This window comes from Novosphingobium sp. SG754 (assembly GCF_013149315.1).
GTDB classification, from domain to species: Bacteria; Pseudomonadota; Alphaproteobacteria; order Sphingomonadales; family Sphingomonadaceae; genus Novosphingobium; species Novosphingobium capsulatum.
The window spans coordinates 548,475-567,524 of record NZ_JABGCC010000002.1 but is presented as its reverse complement, the minus strand read 5'-3'; the positions used below and the strand labels follow the sequence as shown (position 1 = coordinate 567,524).

Annotated in this window: 16 protein-coding genes; 7 read left to right on the top strand and 9 right to left on the bottom strand. The window is 65.4% G+C overall.

Annotated elements, in window-relative coordinates:
- The first annotated feature begins 83 nt into the window (after positions 1 to 83).
- Both FHW97_RS07080 and FHW97_RS07075 read left to right on the top strand, forming a co-directional pair.
- Positions 84 to 986, top strand: coding sequence for a LysR family transcriptional regulator (locus FHW97_RS07080; protein ID WP_216647677.1), 903 nt, complete (start codon positions 84 to 86; stop codon positions 984 to 986).
- 72 nt (positions 987 to 1,058) lie between these two features.
- The gene (locus FHW97_RS07075; RefSeq protein ID WP_171798477.1) at positions 1,059 to 3,101 is read left to right on the top strand and encodes a M3 family metallopeptidase; all 2,043 of its coding nucleotides are present in this window, start codon (positions 1,059 to 1,061) and stop codon (positions 3,099 to 3,101) included.
- A 130-nt stretch (positions 3,102 to 3,231) separates the two neighbouring features.
- Here FHW97_RS07075 and FHW97_RS07070 read toward each other — a convergent pair whose 3' ends face one another.
- The 7 genes from FHW97_RS07070 to cyoA all read right to left on the bottom strand — a co-directional run bounded on the left by FHW97_RS07070 (position 3,232) and on the right by cyoA (position 10,188).
- Entirely contained in the window at positions 3,232 to 3,795 is a 564-nt protein-coding gene (locus FHW97_RS07070) for a response regulator transcription factor (RefSeq protein WP_171798476.1), read from the bottom strand.
- Between the two features lie 2 nt (positions 3,796 to 3,797).
- Positions 3,798 to 5,099 carry an ATP-binding protein gene (locus FHW97_RS07065; protein ID WP_253941632.1) on the bottom strand — a complete coding sequence of 434 codons (1,302 nt, stop codon included), beginning with the start codon at positions 5,097 to 5,099 and terminating at the stop codon, positions 3,798 to 3,800.
- Complete coding sequence (locus tag FHW97_RS07060; RefSeq protein WP_171798475.1) at positions 5,096 to 5,809, bottom strand: SURF1 family protein; 714 nt, start codon at positions 5,807 to 5,809, stop codon at positions 5,096 to 5,098. Before FHW97_RS07060 ends, FHW97_RS07065 begins: the two co-directional genes overlap by 4 nt.
- 2 nt (positions 5,810 to 5,811) lie before the next feature.
- Positions 5,812 to 6,219: a cytochrome o ubiquinol oxidase subunit IV gene (gene cyoD, locus FHW97_RS07055; protein WP_022677272.1), complete on the bottom strand. Its 408-nt coding sequence runs from the start codon at positions 6,217 to 6,219 to the stop codon at positions 5,812 to 5,814.
- Positions 6,216 to 6,872 carry a cytochrome o ubiquinol oxidase subunit III gene (cyoC, locus tag FHW97_RS07050; protein ID WP_062782950.1) on the bottom strand — a complete coding sequence of 219 codons (657 nt, stop codon included), beginning with the start codon at positions 6,870 to 6,872 and terminating at the stop codon, positions 6,216 to 6,218. The genes cyoD and cyoC overlap by 4 nt, the downstream gene beginning before the upstream one ends.
- Positions 6,869 to 8,914: a cytochrome o ubiquinol oxidase subunit I gene (gene cyoB, locus FHW97_RS07045; protein WP_054131256.1), complete on the bottom strand. Its 2,046-nt coding sequence runs from the start codon at positions 8,912 to 8,914 to the stop codon at positions 6,869 to 6,871. Before cyoB ends, cyoC begins: the two co-directional genes overlap by 4 nt.
- A gap of 71 nt (positions 8,915 to 8,985) precedes the next feature.
- On the bottom strand, positions 8,986 to 10,188 hold the full coding sequence (gene cyoA / locus FHW97_RS07040; protein ID WP_022677269.1) for a ubiquinol oxidase subunit II: 1,203 nt from the start codon (positions 10,186 to 10,188) through the stop codon (positions 8,986 to 8,988).
- Positions 10,189 to 10,356: 168 nt separating this feature from the next.
- Between cyoA and FHW97_RS07035 the strand changes: the two genes are divergently transcribed.
- On the top strand, positions 10,357 to 11,670 hold the full coding sequence (locus FHW97_RS07035) for an MFS transporter (protein ID WP_107716167.1): 1,314 nt from the start codon (positions 10,357 to 10,359) through the stop codon (positions 11,668 to 11,670).
- 189 nt (positions 11,671 to 11,859) lie between these two features.
- Here FHW97_RS07035 and FHW97_RS07030 read toward each other — a convergent pair whose 3' ends face one another.
- Together FHW97_RS07030 and FHW97_RS07025 are read right to left on the bottom strand one after the other, a co-directional pair.
- Positions 11,860 to 12,714: a bifunctional 5,10-methylenetetrahydrofolate dehydrogenase/5,10-methenyltetrahydrofolate cyclohydrolase gene (locus FHW97_RS07030; RefSeq protein WP_022677267.1), complete on the bottom strand. Its 855-nt coding sequence runs from the start codon at positions 12,712 to 12,714 to the stop codon at positions 11,860 to 11,862.
- A 462-nt stretch (positions 12,715 to 13,176) separates the two neighbouring features.
- Positions 13,177 to 14,814, bottom strand: a complete 1,638-nt coding sequence (locus FHW97_RS07025; protein ID WP_169047856.1) for an NAD(P)/FAD-dependent oxidoreductase — start codon at positions 14,812 to 14,814, stop codon at positions 13,177 to 13,179.
- Positions 14,815 to 14,866: 52 nt separating this feature from the next.
- Here FHW97_RS07025 and FHW97_RS07020 point away from each other — a divergent pair, with 52 nt between their 5' ends.
- Genes FHW97_RS07020 through FHW97_RS07005 form a run of 4 tightly spaced genes read left to right on the top strand, consistent with a single transcriptional unit; the run spans position 14,867 to position 19,047 of the window.
- Positions 14,867 to 16,108, top strand: a complete 1,242-nt coding sequence (locus tag FHW97_RS07020) for a dipeptidase (RefSeq protein ID WP_171798474.1) — start codon at positions 14,867 to 14,869, stop codon at positions 16,106 to 16,108.
- A 46-nt stretch (positions 16,109 to 16,154) separates the two neighbouring features.
- Positions 16,155 to 16,376 carry a hypothetical protein gene (locus FHW97_RS07015; protein WP_062784342.1) on the top strand — a complete coding sequence of 74 codons (222 nt, stop codon included), beginning with the start codon at positions 16,155 to 16,157 and terminating at the stop codon, positions 16,374 to 16,376.
- The gene (locus FHW97_RS07010) at positions 16,373 to 17,725 is read left to right on the top strand and encodes an AtzE family amidohydrolase (protein ID WP_168351052.1); all 1,353 of its coding nucleotides are present in this window, start codon (positions 16,373 to 16,375) and stop codon (positions 17,723 to 17,725) included. The genes FHW97_RS07015 and FHW97_RS07010 overlap by 4 nt, the downstream gene beginning before the upstream one ends.
- 8 nt (positions 17,726 to 17,733) lie before the next feature.
- Positions 17,734 to 19,047, top strand: coding sequence for a solute carrier family 23 protein (locus FHW97_RS07005; protein ID WP_022677263.1), 1,314 nt, complete (start codon positions 17,734 to 17,736; stop codon positions 19,045 to 19,047).
- The last annotated feature ends 3 nt before the right edge of the window (positions 19,048 to 19,050 follow it).

Below are 19,050 nucleotides of genomic sequence, written 5' to 3'. Positions count from 1 at the left end.
CTGATGCCTGATTGTAGAACGTGCAGGAATATCCTGATACAGGCAATTTTGCCAAACAGGCCGTGCAAATTTACAGGAACACCATGCGCATTCGACATTGGGATGATTTGAGGATCTTTCTGGAAGTGGCCCGCCACGGCCGCCTGACCGGCGCGGCGCGGGCGCTGGGGCTGGATCATTCCACCGTCTCGCGCCGGCTCGACGGCCTGGAAAGCGGGTTGGGCGCGCGCCTGGTCGATCGTTCGCCGAGCGGCGCGCGGCTGACCGAGGCGGGCCGCGCGCTGTTGTTGCATGCCGAGCGGATCGAGGCGGAAACCCATGCAGCAGACAGCGCGCTGGGCGGGGTGGATACCGAATTGACCGGGACAGTGCGGGTGGCGACCCCGGCCGCCTTTGGCACTTATCTGGTGGCGCCGCGCATTCCGCTGTTCATGGCCCGCCATCCCCGGATCGAACTGGAACTGGCGCCTGAAACCCGCGCTGTCAGCCTGTCCCAGCGCGAGGCGGACCTGGCCGTGACGCTCAAGCGACCGCCGCGCGGGCGGCTCTATGCCCGGCAACTCGCCGCATTCACCGTGGGGTTCTATGCCGCGCCGGCCTATCTGGAGCAGCATGGCGTGCCGAACAGCGTGGCCGACCTGTCGCAGCATCGGCTGATTTCCTATATCGACGATCTGATCGATTGGCCCGAACTGCGCTATCTCGATGAAGTGGCGCCGGGCATGCAGGCGCAGTTCCGCTGCACATCGGCCACGGTGCAACTGGCGGCGGTGCAGGCAGGTGGAGGCGTGGGCCTGCTGCACACTTTTGCCGCCGATGGTGATCCTGGCCTGGTGCGGGTCTTGCCCGATGTGGCCGTGCCGCGCGCCTACTGGCTGGTTGTGCATGCCGAACTGCGCCGCCTGCCGCGTGTGCGCGCCGTGGCGGAGTTCCTGGAGGAAGCCGCGCATGCCGCCGGATACGAGGCCGCGCGCAACGCAAAATAAGCAGGTGCCGGGGCAGACAAGCGCAGATGGCCTTCCTATCTAGGCCCCAAGACACCTTGCCGGAGCGCACCTTTGACCGATACTGCCACGCTCGACGCTGCCTTTCCCCTGCTGGCCACGCATGGCCAACCGCGCTTTGCGCAAATCCGCGCCGATGACATCGTGCCCGCCATCACTGCCGCGATCGCCGATCACCAGGCCGCCATGGCCGCGTGCGTGGCGCGGGCCGGCGATCCAGCCATGCTGGCGTTCAAGGAAGAAGCAGATCGCCGCATCAGCGAGGCGTGGGGCGTGGTCGGCCATCTCCTGGCGGTGACCAACACCTCGGAGTTGCGGGCCGCGCAGGCACAGGCGCAGCCGCTGATCGCCACGCACTTTGCCGCCGTGGGCCAGGACCGCGCGCTCTATGAGGCGATCCGCGCGATCGATCCGGCCGCGCTTGATCCGCTGGCGGCACGCGCCCGCGAACTGGCACTGCGCGATTTCGAGCTTTCGGGCGTGGCGCTCGATGGTGATGACGCGCGCGACTTTGCCGAAAACCAGGTGGAGCAGGGCCGCCTGGCGACCGAATATGCCAATGCGGTGATGGACGCGACCGAGGCCTGGAGCCTGCACGTGACCGACGCCGCCCGCCTGGCTGGCATTCCCGAGGCGGACCTTGCCGGCATGGCCGCGGCGGCGCGGGCCAAGGGGCATGAAGAGGGCTGGCTGATCACGCTACATGCCCCGGTGGTGGTGGCAGTGCTGACCTATGCCCAGGATCGCGCGCTGCGCCACGAGGTACAGCAGGCCTATGCCACCCGCGCATCGGACCAAGGGCCCAACGCCGGGGAGTTTGACAACGGGCCGCGCATGGCCGCGCTGCTGGCTTTGCGCGCCAAGGCGGCGCAGCTGCTGGGCCAGGGCGATGCCGCCAGCCTGTCGCTGGCCACCAAGATGGCCGAAAGCCCCGATGCGGTGGAAGCGTTCCTGACCGACCTTGCCGCGCGCACCCGGCCACTGGCCCAGGCCGAACTGGCCGATCTGGCCGAATTTGCCCGTGGCGAGCTGGGGATCGACACGCTCGAACCCTGGGACATGGGCTTTGCCACCGAGCGCGCGCGTCTTGCCCGCCATGCACTCGATCAGTCCGAAGTGCGCCGCTACCTGCCGCTCGACAAAGTGCTGCCGGCGCTGTTCGGCCATGTCGAGCGGCTGTTCGGCGTGGTGTTCAAGGAAGTGCCGGGCAGCGGCCTATGGCATGATGACGTGCGCCAGTTCGACCTGTTCCGTGCCGGGGCGGATGCTCCGTTTGCCCGGCTCTATGCCGATTTCTTTGCGCGCGAGGGCAAGCGCGGCGGCGCCTGGATGAACGTGTGCCGCTCGCCCAGCCGGGCCGCCGATGGGGCGCAGATGCCGGTTGCCTATCTTATCACCAATTTCGCCCAGGCCGCGCCGGGCAAGCCGGCGTTGCTCCAGCATGCCGACGTGGTGACCCTGTTCCACGAAATGGGCCACTGCCTGCATCACCTGCTGGGGGAGGGGGATATCCCCTCGATCGGCGGGATCAGTGGAGTGGAATGGGATGCGGTGGAACTGCCCAGCCAGTTCCTGGAAAACTTTGCCTATGATCCCGCCGTGCTCAAGGCCGCATCGGCGCATGAGGAAACGGGCGAACCGCTGCCCGATGCCTTGATCGAGCGCCTCAACGCCGCGCGCGGTTTCATGGGCGCGCTGGCGGTGCTGCGCCAGATCGAATTCGCGCTGTTCGATATTCGCCTGCACCGCGCTGCTGCCGATGCGCCCGATGTGCAGGGGCTGCTCGACGCCGTGCGGGCCGAAGTGGCGGTGATGCGCTATCCGGCGTGGAACCGCTTTGCCCATGCCTTCAGCCATATCTTTGCCGGGGGCTATGCGGCGGGGTATTATTCCTACCTCTGGGCCGAACTGCTCTCATCCGACGCCTATGAACAGTTTGCTGCGGCGCCAGAGCGGCAGGCTGAACTGGGCGCCGCATTCCGGCGCGAAGTGCTGTCGCAAGGTGGTGGCCGCCCGGCGATGGACAACTACGTGGCGTTTCGCGGTGGTGCGCCCGATCCCGGCGCGCTGCTGCGGGTGCGCGGTTTGGCGGCTTGAGCGATTGAATTATAAGTAATTACCGTCACCCCGGGCTTGACCCGGCGTCCCGTTTTCTATTCTACCGCCCAAAGAAGCGGGACCCCGGGTCAAGCCCGGGGTGACGTATGGTCTCGGAGCAGCCGTTCGCTTACCGCAGCGGCCGCTTTTCCAGCTTTCTTGCCAGGGTGCGGCGATGCATGCCGAGGCGCCGGGCGGCTTCGGAAATGTTGAAATCGCATTCCACCAGGGTGGAGTGGATATATTCCCATTCCACCGTCTTGATCGAGGTCTTGCGCGTATCGAGCGGCACGGTGGGATCGCCGCCGACGCGGCCAAAGGCTTCCTCGATATCGTCGGTGTTGGCAGGCTTGGCCAGATAGTGCGCCGCACCCAGCTTGATCGCTTCCACCGCCGTGGCGATCGAGGCGAAGCCGGTAAGGACGACGATACGCGTTTCGGGATCGCGTTCGGCCAGCATCTGCACGCAGGTGAGGCCAGAGCCAGTGCCGAGCTTCAGGTCCACCACGGCGAACTGGAAATCGTGCGCATCGAGCAGCACTTCCAGTTCATCGGGGCTGGCGGCATGCTCTACCGCATAGCCGCGCCGTTCGAACGAGCGGCGCAGGGTGCGGGCAAAGGCGGGATCGTCTTCCACGATCACCAGGGGCAGGGCTTCGTCCTGCGCGGTGAGTTCCAGTTCGGGATCGAGCATGTTCATTCCCCCGTGCGATAGGCCAGCGAGGCCATCGGGATTTCCAGGCGCACCATCGCGCCGCGCGCCGTGCGGTTCTTCACTTCGACCCGGCCGCCCAGCTTGCGCACGACGTTGACGACCAGGAACAACCCCAGCCCGCCACCGTCACGGCCCTTGGTGGAATTGTAGGGGCGGCCGATCGATTCCAGCATGTCGGGCGCGAAACCGGGGCCGAGATCGAGCACGGTCAAAACGATGTCGCCACCGGTCATCTCGGCGCGGATTTCCACGAAATCGGGCGATACTTCCAGGGCGTTGTCGATGACATTGCCGATGATCTGGCGCAGCGCGGGATCGGCCACGATCGGGTGATCGGTCTCCACCATGTTGCGCAGGCGGATCACGCCATGGCCGCGCTCGTTCCATTCGGCCGCGATGGTCGCAAGAAAATCACCCAGCGTGGTGATCTGCGGGTTTTCGCCGCGCGCTTCCCCGGCACTGAGCAGGATGCCTGAGAGAATCGATTTGCAGCGCTTGAGTTCAGAAGCCATGTCCTGCAACTCTTCGCGCAAGTCCTGGTCGGCCATGATGGCGGGATGACGCTGCCAATCGCCCAGGATGACCGACATTGTCGCCATCGGCGTGCCCAGTTCGTGCGCCGCGCCCGAGGCGAGCAGGCCCAGGCGCACGATATGCTGTTCCTCGGTCGCCTGCTGGCGCAAGGCGGCCAGCGCCGTCTCGCTCTGCCGCCGGTTGCGGTCCATGCGGATCACGAAGAACACCAGCAGCGCGGCGACCAGCGCAAAGCAGACGAGATTGCCCAGTTGGAATAGCTCGATCGTGCCATCGAAAGTACCGGTGGGCAGATCGAGCGGGCGATGGACGAAAGCCAGGCGCGTGACGATCAGCGCGGCCATCCCCGCCACGATCGCGCTCCAATTGGGCGGCAGCAGGATTGCGGCGATCACGATCTGCATGAGGAACAGGAAGGTGAAGGGGTTGGACGTGCCGCCGCTGAAATAGAGCTGCCAGGCCAGCGCCAGCATATCGAGCGTGAGCGCGCCGAGCAGTTCGACATGGCTGTATCCCTCGCGCCCGCGATCGAGCAGCAGGGTCAGCCCGTTGATCACCGCCATCAGCACCGGCACGGCCACCAGCGGCGCCACATCGAGCTTGACGCCAAGCACCCGCACGCTGACCCAGATCGCCACGAGCTGGCCCACGGCAGCAACCCAGCGCAGTTGCACCAGCAACGCCATGTTGCGCGCGCTGGCCGCGGGATAGATCGGACGGGTGGAGGAAAGGGGTGGGGTGGCGCTCATCGCGCCTTGCGCCATACCATGATTGCCGCGCCAAGCGAGAGGGCGCAAAGGGCAAACCAGGTCAGCGCATAGGACAGGTGGTTGTTGGGAAACGCGATGACCGTGAGGCCGGGCACCGGCACGGGCTGGGCTGTGGGACGCGGCGTTTCCACTTGCGCGTCGAGGAAATAGCGCGGCTCTGCCACGACCCCGCGGCGCATGTTCATGACGGGCAGATCGCGCGCATACCAGCGCTCTGCCTCGGGCCGGTTGGCGCGAAGGAACGTGCCCTTGGGCTCGCTCGGGCGGATCAGGCCGATGATGGAAACGGGGGTAACGGGAACGGCGCGGCGGGCGGTATCGAGCCGGGTGCCCATCGGCACGAAGCCACGGTTGATCCACACCGGGGCCTGGCCGGGCGTGGCCAGTGGCACCATGACCCAATAGCCATTGCCCAGCGTGCTGGTGGCTGTGGCCAGAACGGTGGCGGCAGGCATGAACTGGCCGGTGATCGCGACGCGATGATAGGCAAGCCGATCAATGGCGCCAGCGGGCACGGCGGCGATGGAGACAGGCGCTGCATGCACGGCGCGCGTCACATCGGCAATCAGCGCCTCTTTCCAGGCGAGGCGCTTTACCTGCCAGATGCCCAGGCCGGCAAACACCAGCGCCAGGATCAGCAGAATCGAAACGGGCAGCAAGCGCTGCCTGCTGCCCGTTTGCGAAGTCATGATCAGTCCATCTGCTCGGCGTGCATCGGCATCATGTTGTGGTTCATGTGGTACATCACCCACATCGAACCAGAGATGACGATCAGCACGACCACGGCGGTGAAGATCAGGGCCAGCATGTTCCAGCCCCCTTCGGCCTTGCCGTTCATGTGCAGGAAGTAGATCATGTGGACCACCACCTGCACCACGGCAAAGGCCGCGATGACGATGGCAGTGGTGTTCTTGTCGGCAATGGCGCCGCTCATCACCAGCCAGAACGGAATGGCGGTGAGCACCACCGACAGCACGAAGCCGATGACATATTCGCGCAGCGAGCCATGCGGTTCATCGTGATGGTGGCCGATGGCGTGGGGATTGGCATCCCCGTGCGCGTGGCGGTGGGCCAGGTCGGTATAGTTCTTCGCGCTCATCGCAGCATCCCCATCAGGTAGACGAAGGTGAAGACGCCGATCCACACGACGTCGAGGAAGTGCCAGAACAGCGACAGGCACATCAGGCGGCGCTTGTTGGCCTGGATCAGGCCCTTGCGCGAAACCTGCACCACCAGCGTGAACAGCCAGATCAGGCCGAACGTGACGTGCAGCCCGTGGGTGCCGACCAGCGTGAAGAACGCCGAAAGGAACGCGCTGCGCTGGGGCGTGGCGCCTTCGTGGATGAGGTTGGAGAATTCGTAGAGTTCGATCGACAGGAACGCCGCGCCGAACACGGCGGTGACCAGCAGCCACATCTGCGTCTGGCTGACCGAGCCGCGCTGCATCGCCAGCATGGCAAAGCCATAGGTGATCGACGAGAACAGCAGCATCGAAGTGTTCACCGCCACCAGGGGCAGCTCGAACAACTCGCGCGGGCCGGGCCCGGCGGCATAGTTGCCGCCGAGCACGCCGAAAGCTGCGAACAGCATGGCGAAGATGAGACAGTCGCTCATCAGGTAGATCCAGAAGCCCAGCATGGTGCTGTGGCCTTCGGGATGGTCATGCTCGTTCAAGTCCCAGAACTTGCCCAGCTTGGTCAGCGAGGCAGGCAGGGGAGCCGAATGGCCCGAGCTATGGACAGCATCGCTCATGCGGCGGCTCCCTGGTTCTGGGCAACGCGTTCCAGCTGGGCCGTACGCTGCGCCTCGACGGCGGCAACGTCTTCGGCCGGGATGTGGTAATCGCGCTTGTAGTTGAAGGTGTGGGCGATGGCGCTCACGAGCAGTGCCACGAAGCTGGCACCGGCCATCCACCAGATATGCCAGATCAGGGCAAAGCCAAGCGCCGTGCTGATGCCAGCCAGGATCACGCCTGCACCCGTGTTGCTGGGCATGTGGATCGGGCGGTAGCCATCAAGCGGACGGCCGACGCCGGCGCGCTTCATGTCTTCCCAGGCATCGAGATCGTGCACGATCGGGGTGAAGGCAAAGTTGTAGGCCGGCGGGGGCGAACTGGTCGCCCACTCGAGCGTGCGACCATTCCACGGATCGCCGCTTTCGTCCTTGAGCTCTTCGCGCTTCCAGATCGACACGCCATACTGCACGACCATCGCGCCGATGCCGGCGGCGATCAACACCGCGCCCAGCAGGGCAACGATGAAGTAGGGCTGCAGGCTGGGATCGTCGAACACGCGGGTCCGGCGGGTCACGCCCATCAGGCCCATGATGTAGAGCGGGGTGAACGCCAGCCAGAAGCCGGGCACCCAGCACCAGAAGCTGACCTTGCCCCAGAACTGGTTGAGCTTGAAGCCAAAGGCCTTGGGCCACCAGTAGTTGATCGCGGCAAACGTACCGAACACCACGCCGCCGATGATCACGTTGTGGAAGTGCGCGATCAGGAACAGCGAGTTGTGCAGCACGAAGTCGGCCGGAGGCACGGCGAGCAGCACGCCGGTCATACCGCCGATGGTGAAGGTGAGCATGAACGCCACCGTCCACATCATCGGCAGGTCAAAGCGGATGCGGCCACGGTACATCGTGAACAGCCAGTTGAACAGCTTGGCCCCGGTGGGGATGGAGATCACCATGGTGGTGATGCCGAAGAAGCTGTTGACGCTGGCGCCCGAACCCATCGTGAAGAAGTGGTGCAGCCACACGACGTAGGACAGGATGGTGATAACCACGGTGGCATAGACCATCGAGGTATAGCCGAACAGGCGCTTGCCCGAAAACGTGGAGGTCACTTCCGAGAACACGCCGAAGATCGGCAGGATGAGGATGTAAACTTCCGGGTGGCCCCAGATCCAGATGAGGTTGACGTACATCATCGGGCTGCCGCCGAAGTCGTTGGTGAAGAAGTTGGTCCCCACGTAACGGTCGAGCGAGAGCAGCACGAGAACGGCGGTCAGCACCGGGAAGGAGGCAACGATCAGCACGTTGGTGCACAGCGCGGTCCAGGTGAACACCGGCATGCGCATCAGTGTCATGCCCGGGGCACGCATCTTGATGATCGTAGCGATTAGGTTGATGCCCGATAGCGTGGTACCGACACCTGCCACCTGCAGCGACCAGATGTAATAGTCCACGCCAACGCCGGGGCTATAGGCCAGGCCCGACAGTGGCGGGAAGGCCAGCCAGCCGGTCTGGGCAAATTCACCCAGGAACAGCGAGGCCATGACCAGCACGGCGCCGCCCGTGGTCATCCAGAAGCTGAAGTTGTTGAGGAACGGGAACGACACGTCGCGCGCGCCGATCTGCAGCGGCACAACATAGTTCATCAACCCGGTCACGAACGGCATCGCGGCAAAGAAGATCATGATCACGCCGTGGGCGGTGAAGACCTGATCATAGTGGTGCGCGTTGAGATAGCCGTCGCTGCCGTTGAACGCCATTGCCTGCTGCAAGCGCATCATCAGCGCGTCGGCAAAGCCGCGCATGAACATCACCAGACCCAGGATCATGTACATGACCCCGATCTTCTTGTGATCGACGCTGGTGAACCATTCTTTCCAGAGATAGCCCCAGAGGCGGAAATAGGTGAGGGCCCCCACCAGCGCGATCCCGCCAAGGATCACACCAACGAAGGTGACCGCCACGATCGGTTCGTGGAGGAAGGGAAGCTGCTCAAGGGAAATGCGTCCCAGGAGCGGAGACCACGGCGGTGGGGCAGTGGCGGGAAGGGGGACAGCGGTCATCGCAATATCCATCGGTCAGAAAAATGGGGCCGGATCAAATCTGGTGCGGCGTATCGGATCGGCAACCTGCCTCAAGAGGCAGGCTGCAGTAGCGGGCCGGCCAGGCTGACCCGGGGACCAGTTGCCTGGTTGATTCCGGCGCCACGCAGGCGATCGAGCGTCTTGGGCAGAGGCGCGTCACCGCTGGGTGCGGCCATCGGGCGGTTGTCGCTGCAATAGGCCTTCACGAAGCGGTCGGTCTGGGCCACGACGCTGCCAGGCAGGACTGCCGTTTCGGTGGCGCGGCCGTTCTTGTCATAGGTCAGCGCGGCCACGTTCAGGCGCGCTGCTTCCTTGCCCACGCCGCCCTTGGCGTCGAGCATGGCCATCTGGCTCATGCAGATCTTGCCGGGCTGCACGCAGAGATCGACAACGGCGTTGAACAGATCGGGAGCGACGCCGGCATAGTGACGCACCGGATCGGCAATGCTGGGCTTGTCGAGCTGGAGATAGGCATCGCGGCTGAGCATGCCGTCGTTCTTGCCGGCCTTCACGCTGGCCACCCACTGGTCGAACTGCGCATCGGACACGGCACGCGTGGCAAAGTGCATCTGCGAGAAGCCCGCGCCGCTGAAGTGTGCGGAAATGCCCTTGAACGCGCCTTCCTGGTTAAACACGGCGTGCAGCTTGGTTTCCATGCCGGGCATGGTGTAGATCATGCCGGCCAGCGCGGGGACATAGAAGGTGTTCATGACGGTGGACGAGGTCATGCGGAAGCGCAGCGGCCGGCCGGCGGGAACCACCAGTTCATTGACCGTGGCGATGTTCTGTTCGGGATAAATGAACAGCCACTTCCAGTCCATCGACACCACTTCCACCTCTACCGGCTTGGCATTGGCGGCGACCGGGGTCTGCGCATCAATGCGCGAGATCGCGCGATAGGGATCGAGCAGGTGAGTGCCGACCCAGGTGACCGCGCCCAGCGCGATGATGATCATCAGCGGCGCGGCCCAGATCATCAGTTCCAGCTGGGTGGAGTGGTTCCAGTCCGGATCGTACTTGGCCTCGGTGTTGGTGGCGCGGTAACGCCACGCGAAAATGACAACCGTGGCCATGACGGGCACGACGATCAACAGCATGAGCAACGTGGCCACAATGACCAGATCGCCCTGCTGGCGAGCGACATCGCCCGCGGGGTTGAGCACGACCCAGTCGCAGCCGGCAAGCGGCAGGGCCAGGAGCGGGACGATGGCGCAGCGCAGCAGGCGCGCCCGATTCAAGAGTTTCGCACGCATGTGGCGCACCTAGAAGCGCTGGGCCGTGCAAACGATAGGACATTTTGTCCAATCCCCTTCGCGGCTGCACAAAGACAATAGGGCATACAAAGGCAGGTTGCACCCGTGCGGCCGGCCATTCGGCGCGTTTGCGAGAAATGCGCGGGATCCAAGGAGTTTGTGTCAGTCATGACTGCTGCCGTAGTCGATAATCACGAAGGGCTGGGGAGCGATTCCCACGCCGGGCACGGTTCGATTTCCCCGGGCGAGATCGCCATCGGCGTGATCATCGGACGGACCTCGGAGTTCTTCGACTTCTTCGTCTATGCGATTGCCTCGGTGATCGTGTTCCCCAAGGTCTTCTTTCCTTACCTGGACCCGCTCAACGCCACGCTGGCGTCGTTTGCGGTGTTCCCGCTGGCGTTCATCGCCCGCCCGGTCGGCTCGCTGTTCTTCATGTGGCTCGACCGTGCGTTCGGCCGTGGCTTCAAGCTGACGGTGGCGCTGTTCGGCCTGGGTGGCTCGACCGCGGCGATCGCGTTCCTGCCCGGCTATGCCGAGATCGGCCACAACGCGGTGCTGCTGCTCGCGCTGTTCCGCCTGGGCCAGGGCTTTGCGCTGGGCGGCACGTGGGATGGCCTGGCCTCGCTGCTGGCGCTCAACGCGCCGGCGGGCAAGCGTGGCTGGTACGCTATGATCCCGCAGCTGGGCGCGCCGCTTGGCCTGATCGTGGCCAGCCTGCTGTTCGCGTTCTTCACCGCCTCGCTGCCGGCTGACGATTTCCTGTCGTGGGGCTGGCGCTTCCCGTTCTTCGTGGCCTTTGCGATCAACGTGGTGGCGCTGTTTGCGCGCCTGCGCATCGTGGTGACGCCGGAATTTCAGCGCCTGTTCGAATCGCGTGACCTTGTTGCCGAAAGCGCGCTCGTCACCATCCGCGAACAGTGGAAGACCATCCTGATCGGCGCCTTTGCGCCGCTCGCCAGCTTTGCTCTGTTCCACATGGTCACGGTGTTCCCGCTGTCGTGGGTGTTCATCTTCACCTCGGAAGAGCCGACCCGCTTCCTCACCATCGAAGCCATCGCCGCCGCCGTGGGCGTTGCCGCGATCGTGGTTTCGGGCGTGGTGGCCGACCGCGTTGGCCGCCGCACCCTGCTGGGCTTCTCGGCCGCCGCGATTGCCGCGTTCTCGGGCTTTGCCCCGCAGCTGCTGGGCATTGGCGTGGCCGGCGAAGTCTCGTTCATGCTCACCGGCTTCGTGCTGCTGGGTATCTCGTTCGGGCAGTCTTCGGGTGCCGTGGCCGATGCCTTCGAAACCCGCCACCGCTACACCGGCTCGGCGCTGACCAGCGACTTGGCCTGGCTGCTTGGCGCGGGCTTTGCGCCCTATGCGGCGCTGTGGCTGTCGGCCAACTATGGCCTGCTGGCTTCGGGTGCCTACCTCCTGTCGGGCGCGATCGGCACGATCGTGGCGCTGTGGGCCAACCGCACCGCGGCGACCAACTGAGCCATCTGGCAAAGCAACAAGAAGGGGCGGTTCGGATCAATCCGAGCCGCCCCTTTTTTGTGTTCACCAACGGTGATCAGGCTGTTCTCCCCCTCCTCTTCAGAGGAGGGGGCGGGGGGGTGGTGGAAGCCTTGCGCTGTGCCTCGCACCCCCAACCCCCTCCTCTGAAGAAGAGGGGACTTTTTACGATCAGGCGTGCCGTGCGGCCTGCACCGTGTTGCTCAGCAGGCAGGCGATGGTCATCGGCCCGACGCCACCGGGCACCGGCGTGACGGCACGGGCATGGGCCATTTCGTGCGCGGCGCAATCGCCCACCAGGCGAGTAGTACCATCGGCTTGGGCCACGCGGGTAATGCCAACGTCAATCACCACCGCGCCCGGCTTGATCCAATCCCCCTTGACCAGTTCCGGCGCGCCGGCGGCGGCCACCACGATATCGGCCTTGCGCACGATATCGGGCAGGCCCTGGGTGGCAATGTGGGTGACCGTCACGGTGCACTCGCGCTCCAGCAGCAGCATGGCCACCGGCTTGCCGACGATGTTGGACTTGCCGATCACCACGGCATCGAGCCCGCGATAATTGTCGATCACCGTATCGAGCAGCATCATGCAGCCCAGCGGCGTGCAGGGCACCAGGCCGCCGGTGCCGGTGGACAGGCGCCCGACATTGACCGGATGGAACCCATCCACGTCCTTGGCCGGATCGATCGCGTCGAGCACCTTGCCGGCATCGATCTGCGCCGGCAGCGGCAACTGCACCAGGATGCCATGCACCGTGGCATCGGCATTGAGCGCGGCGATCAGGGCGAGCAGGTCTTCCTCTGCGGTATCGGCGGGCAGGCGATGCTCGATCGAATGGATGCCGACCTTGGCACACTGGCTGATCTTGCGCCCGACATAGACCTCGCTGGCCGGGTCATTGCCGACCAGCACCACGGCCAGGCCAGGAGCGCTGTGGCCTGCAGCCACCATCTGCGCCACCGCCTCTGCCGTCGTGACCGACAGTGCGCGGGCGATTGCCTTGCCATCGATGAGCGTTGCCATGTTCTCTCCCTTGACAGTTTGCCAATGCGGCTTGGTGCAGCACGCGCTCCTATCGCAAACATTGTATGTGTTGCATACAAATTTCGCCATCTCGCGCAGGCTACGGACAAAAAAAGGGCCGGTCGGAAATCCGATCGGCCCGGGAAGTTTTGGGAGAGGATGCCTGAAAGGCCTTATCTGGATGACCCAATCGCCGCGGCGAGGCAAATGCGTTTCACGCAACGCAACATGCATTTAATGCAATTCACTTCCTTGAAAACGCTGGATTGACAGCGGCAGCCAAGCAGAATCCCTGAAAATGCAAACGATTTTATGATTTTGCAGCGCAGCGCTGTCAGACCGCGATCCAGCCCAGAAAAAATACCAATCCAAAATGCATTGGTATGCATCTGTGGCCGCAACTGGCCGCAACGGCCTTGCAGGATGGCTCCTGCCGTCGCGCACCGTCGCCAAGGCCGCGAATCACCCGGCCAAAAGGTCCTGCGCCAGCGCTTCTGCCGCGCGAATGCCGTCGACCGCCGCCGAAAGAATGCCGCCGGCATAGCCAGCGCCTTCGCCGGCCGGATAGAGCCCCCGGGTGTTGAGGCTTTGCAGATCCTTGCCGCGGGTGATCCGCACTGGCGAAGACGTGCGCGTTTCCACCCCCGTCATCACCACATCGGGATGATCGTAGCCCGCCATCTGCCGACCGAAGACGGGAAGCGCCTCGCGCAGCGCGTCGGTGACGAAATCGGGCAGGCATTCTTCCAGCGCGGTTAGATGCACGCCCGGCTGATAGGATGGCACGATGCTGCCGAACGCGCTGCTGGGCTTGCCGGCCAGGAAATCGCCCACCTTCTGGCCCGGCGCCTGATAGTTCGATCCGCCGGCCACGAAGGCCCGCTCTTCCCAATGGCGTTGCAGCGCAATGCCGGCCAGCGGATGGCCGGGGAAATCGCGCTCGGGCGTGATGTCCACCACCAGGCCCGAATTGGCGTTGAATTCAGCGCGGGAATATTGGCTCATCCCGTTGGTCACCACGCGGCCTTCCTCGCTGGCGGCAGCGACCACGCGCCCGCCCGGGCACATGCAGAAGCTATAGACCGAGCGGCCATTGCTGGCCTGGTGCGCCAGGGCATAGGCCGCCGGCCCCAGGATAGGATGCTTGGCACAGGCGCCATAGCGGGCCTGGTCGATCAGGCTTTGCGGATGCTCGATCCGCACGCCGATGGCAAAGGGCTTGGCCTCGATGTGCACGCCGCGGTTGTAAAGCACTTCGAACGTATCGCGCGCCGAATGGCCGACCGCCATGATGACGCGGCGCGCGGGCAGGTATTCACCGTTGGACAAGTGCAGGCCGGCAAGGCGGCGCTCGCCGGCGGCGTCGGTCTCGACCGCAAAATCGTCCACCCGCGTGCCAAAGCGGTATTCGCCGCCCAGTTTCTCGATCGTCTCGCGCATCGACATGACCATCGTGACCAGGCGGAACGTGCCGATGTGGGGGTGCGCCTCGGTCAGGATATCATCGGGCGCGCCGGCTTTCACGAACTCCACCAGCACCTTGCGGCCCAGGTGGCGCGGGTCCTTGATCCGGCTGTAGAGCTTGCCATCGGAAAAGGTGCCGGCGCCGCCTTCACCGAACTGCACGTTGGATTCCGGCGTCAGCACCGATTTGCGCCACAGCGCCCAAGTGTCCTTGGTGCGTTCGCGCACGGCCTTGCCACGCTCGATGATGATCGGGCGCAGGCCCATCTGCGCCAGGATCAGCCCGGCCAGGAGGCCGCACGGGCCAGCACCGATCACCACTGGGCGCTCGCCTTCGCCCGCCTGCCACCCTTCGGGCGCGCGCACGGGAAAGCGATAGGAGGTATCGGGCGTGGGGCGCACATGAGTGTCGCCGGCCAGGCGCGCGAGCACTTCGGCTTCGTCCTGCGGGCTGAGCGTGACGTCAACCGCATAGACCAACTGGATGGCATTCTTGCGGCGCGCATCGTTGCCGCGCTTGGCCACGGCATGGCGCAGAATCTGCGCTTCGCCCACGCCAAGGCGCGCGGCGATGGCCGGCAGCATGGCTTCGGAGGCGTGGTCGAGCGGCAGCTTGAGTTCGGTAAGACGCAACATGGGGTGCGCCTCTACCCCTTGCGCCGCCAGAGGGAAAGCCGGATGAAGGGCCATGCGCTTCCTCTCCCTCGCGTTCGCTCCGCTTGCCGCCCTGCTGGCCTTGCCGGCCATGGCCGATGCCCCTGTGCCCACCAAGGGAGAGCGCGCGCTGCACGAACGCCTGCTGACGCTCGATACCCACCTCGATACGCCGGCCTCGCTGGTCTTGCCGGGCTGGTCGATCGTGCAGCGCCACAGCGCCGCCGATGATTATACCCAGGTTGACGTGCCGCGCATGGTGGCGGGCGGGCTCGATGGTGGGTTCTGGGCGATCTATACGCCGCAAGGGCCGCTCGATCCCGCCAGCACGCGCGCCGCGCGCGATTATGCGCTGCGCCGTGCGGTGGCGATCCACGCGATGGTCGCCGCCAATCCCCAGGCCTTTGCCTTGGCTGACCGCGCCGCCGACGCCGCGCAGATCGCCGCCGGTGGCCGCCGCGTGGTCTATCTGTCGATCGAGAACGCCTGGCCGCTGGGTGATGATCCCACGCTGCTCCAGGCGTTCTACGCGCTGGGCGTGCGCATTTCCGGCTTTGCCCATTTCAAGACCAACCAGTTTGCCGACAGCAGCACCGACGCGCCCAAGTGGGACGGGCTGAGCCCGTCAGGGGTGCAACTGCTGGCGGAAATGAACCGCCTGGGCGTGGTGCCCGATCTTTCGCACAGTTCCGATGCCGCGCTCGACGATGCGCTGCGCCTGTCAAAGACGCCGATCATCCTGACGCATTCGGGCTGCAAGGCGGTCTATGACCATCCGCGCAATATCGACGACGCGCATCTGCGCGCGCTTGCGGCACAGGGTGGCGTCATCCAGATCAACTCGGTCTATGTCAAAAAGCTGGTGCAAAGCCCGCAACGCAAGGCCGCGCTCGATGCGCTGGAGCAACGCTTTCCCGAAGACCGCGTGTTGAGCGCGGCAGAGCGGGCCGATTATCTGGCGCAGCGCCACGCGATCGACCGGCAGTGGCCCGAAGTGCGCGCCGGCTTTGACGATGTGATGGCCAACCTGTTGCACGCGCTGAAAGTGGCGGGTGTCGATCATGTCGGCATCGGGCTGGATTGGGATGGCGGCGGCGGGGTGGCAGGCCTGGATGATGTGGCCGATCTGCCCAAGTTGACCGCAGCGCTGCTCCATGCCGGCTATAGCGAGGCAGACGTCGCCAAGATCTGGTCGGGCAACGTGCTGCGCGTGCTGGCCGCTGCACAAGCGGAGGCTGCGCGCGAACAGGCAATGGCCGGCGCTACCCTGCGCTAATTTTTGCAACGATCCGTTCCGATCATTGCGTTGGATCGATAGGGGGGTGGCAGCTATCATCGCCACCGACATGGCCGATCCCGTCCCGAACCACCGCGCCGCAGCGCCGCACGACGCCCAAGCGCTGCCCCGTACCGAGGCAGAGGCGCAAGCCCGCGCCGGGCAAGACGGGTGGCAGATTCCGGCGCCGTGCCTGCCCGGCGTTATGGCAAACCTCGCGCTGCTGGCGCGCCATGCCGCGATCTTTGCCGGGGACGACCACGCATGATCGCGGCATTGGAGCAGGCGGCGGCAGTGCGCGCCGGGCGCGTGCGCGCGGTCGATCTGGCGCAGGCGGCGCTTTCGCGCCTGGCGGCCGATCGTCATGTTGCGGTTACCCGCCTGCTGCCCGCCCGCGCGCTGGACGAAGCCGCGCGGATCGACGCGCAGGTGGCGCAGGGGATTGATCCTGGCCCGCTTGCCGGGGTGCCCTATGGCGTCAAGGATCTGTTCGATGTGGCGGGTGAGGTAACCACGGCCGGTTCGGCGGTGCGCGCCCATGCCGCGCCGGCCGCCAGCGATGCCGTGGCGATCACGCGCTTGCGCGATGCCGGGGCCGTGCTGGTGGCGACGCTGAACATGGACGAGTTCGCCTATGGCTTTGCCACGATCAACGCTCACCATGGCACAACGCGCAACCCGCACGATCCCACGCGCCTGGCGGGGGGATCATCCGGCGGATCGGCGGCGGTGGTGGCGGCCGGGCATCTGGCCTTTGCCCTGGGATCGGACACCAATGGCTCGATCCGCGTGCCGGCCAGCCTGTGCGGGCTGTATGGGCTCAAGCCCACGCATGCCGATCTGCCCGTCGATGGCACCTTTCCCTTTGCCCACAGCTTTGACGACATCGGGCCGTTTACTGGCAACCTGGCCGATCTGCGCGCGATCTGGGCCATCCTGTCAGGCCATGCCGACGCCGCGCCCTTGGCGCCGCCGCGTGTGGGCATGCTCGGCAGCCGCTTTGCCGAAAACCTGGCCCCGGCCCAGCAAGCGGCGATTGCCGCTGTCGTGGGGCAGGGGCCGTGCCTCACCTTGCCCGATCTCGCGCGGTATCGTTCGGCGGCGTTCCTGATCACGGCCTATGAAGGCGGCACCCTGCATCGCGCCGATCTGGCGCGCGCGGCACTGGAATACGACCCCGCCGTGCGCGACCGTCTGATTGCCGGAAGCCTGCTGCCCCGCGCGCTCTATGATGCGGCGCAGGCGTTGCGGGCGCAGGCGCGGGCCGATATCGACGCGTTGTTCGAAGCGCAGGGCGTCGATGTGCTGGTCGCGCCCGCCGCACCTTGCGTCGCGCCGCTTATCGCCGATCCACGCATCCTGATCGATGGCGCCATGGTGCCGGCGCGGGCCGATCTGGGTATTCATACCCAGCCGATTACCTTTCTGGGACTGCCCGCGTTGTGCGTGCCGCTGGCCCGCGCTGGGCAATTGCCGCTGGGGCTGCAACTGATCGGCAGGCGCCATGGCGAAACGGCTCTTTTCGCGTGTGCACAAATGCTGGAAGAACAGGGCGTGGTCGGGGCAACCGCGCCGGGGGCACTCGCGCCGCAAGATTTCGCAGGGGAACGGCAATGACAGGTGGCATGGCGCAACGGATCGGCGCCTATTTCGATTTTTCCGGGCGCGGCACCAACCTGCGCACCGAAGTGGTGGCGGGGGCCACCACGTTCCTGACCATGGCCTATATCGTGCTGGTCAATCCTTCGATCCTGGGCCAGGCGGGAATGCCGGTGGCGGCCGTGGCGGCGGCCACCTGCTTTGCCGCGGCCTTTGCCTCGATCCTGATGGGGGTTGCCGCCAATACGCCGCTGGCCCTGGCACCGGGCATGGGCCTCAACGCCTATTTCGCGTTCACCGTGGTGGGGCAGATGCACGTGCCGTGGCAGGTGGGCCTGGGCTGCGTGATGATTTCGGGGCTGGTGTTCCTGATCCTGACGCTGACCGGGGTGCGCCAGCTGATCGTGGCAGTTATCCCGAATTATCTGTTTGCCGCCGTGGCCGGGGGCATCGGCCTGTTCATCGGCTTCATCGGGCTCAAGGATGCGGGCATTGTCGTGGGCAATCCGGCCACGCTGGTGGCGCTGGGCGATCTCAAGAGCGCGGGGCCGGCACTGGCGCTGCTGGGGCTGCTGATCATCGGCGTGCTGTCGGTGTGGAACGTGCGCGGCGCCATGCTGCTGGGCATCGTTGCCACCACGCTCGTCGGGTGGTTCGCCGGCATGGTTCACGTGGCGCCGCAGCCCTACTCGCTCGATGCGCTGACTGCGACTGCCTTCCAGCTCGATCTGCCCGGCGTGCTCAAGCTGTCGGGCGGCGTGGTCGAGATTGTCTTCGTGTTTCTGTTCGTCGATCTGTTCGACAATATCGGCACGCTCGTGGCCGTGACCAAGCGCGCCGGCCTGATGGACAAGGCTGGGCGCATTCCCGGCCTTAACCGCATTCTCATCACCGATGCCGTGGCCACCATGGTGGGCGCGCTGGCCGGCACCAGCACGGTGACGTCATACGTGGAAAGCGCGGCCGGCGTGCAGGCTGGCGGGCGCACCGGCCTGACCGCGATCGTCACCGGCGTGTTGTTCTTTGCCACGATGTTTGTAGCGCCCTATGCCCAGCTCGTGCCGCTGGCGGCCACCGCCCCGGCGCTGATCATCGTGGGCGGGCTGATGCTGCTACCGTTGACCGAGGTGGAATGGGAAGACCCGATGGCGGCGATCCCGGCATTCCTGACCGTGGCGATGATCCCGCTGACCTTCTCGATCGCCAATGGCCTGGCGCTGGGCATTACCGCCCATGCCGTGTTGACCCTGCTGCGTGGCCGGGCGCGCAAGAGCGACTGGTTCCTGTTCGTGCTGGCGGCGCTGTTCGTCGCCCGCTTCGTGTGGATGGGGGCAGCGTGATGC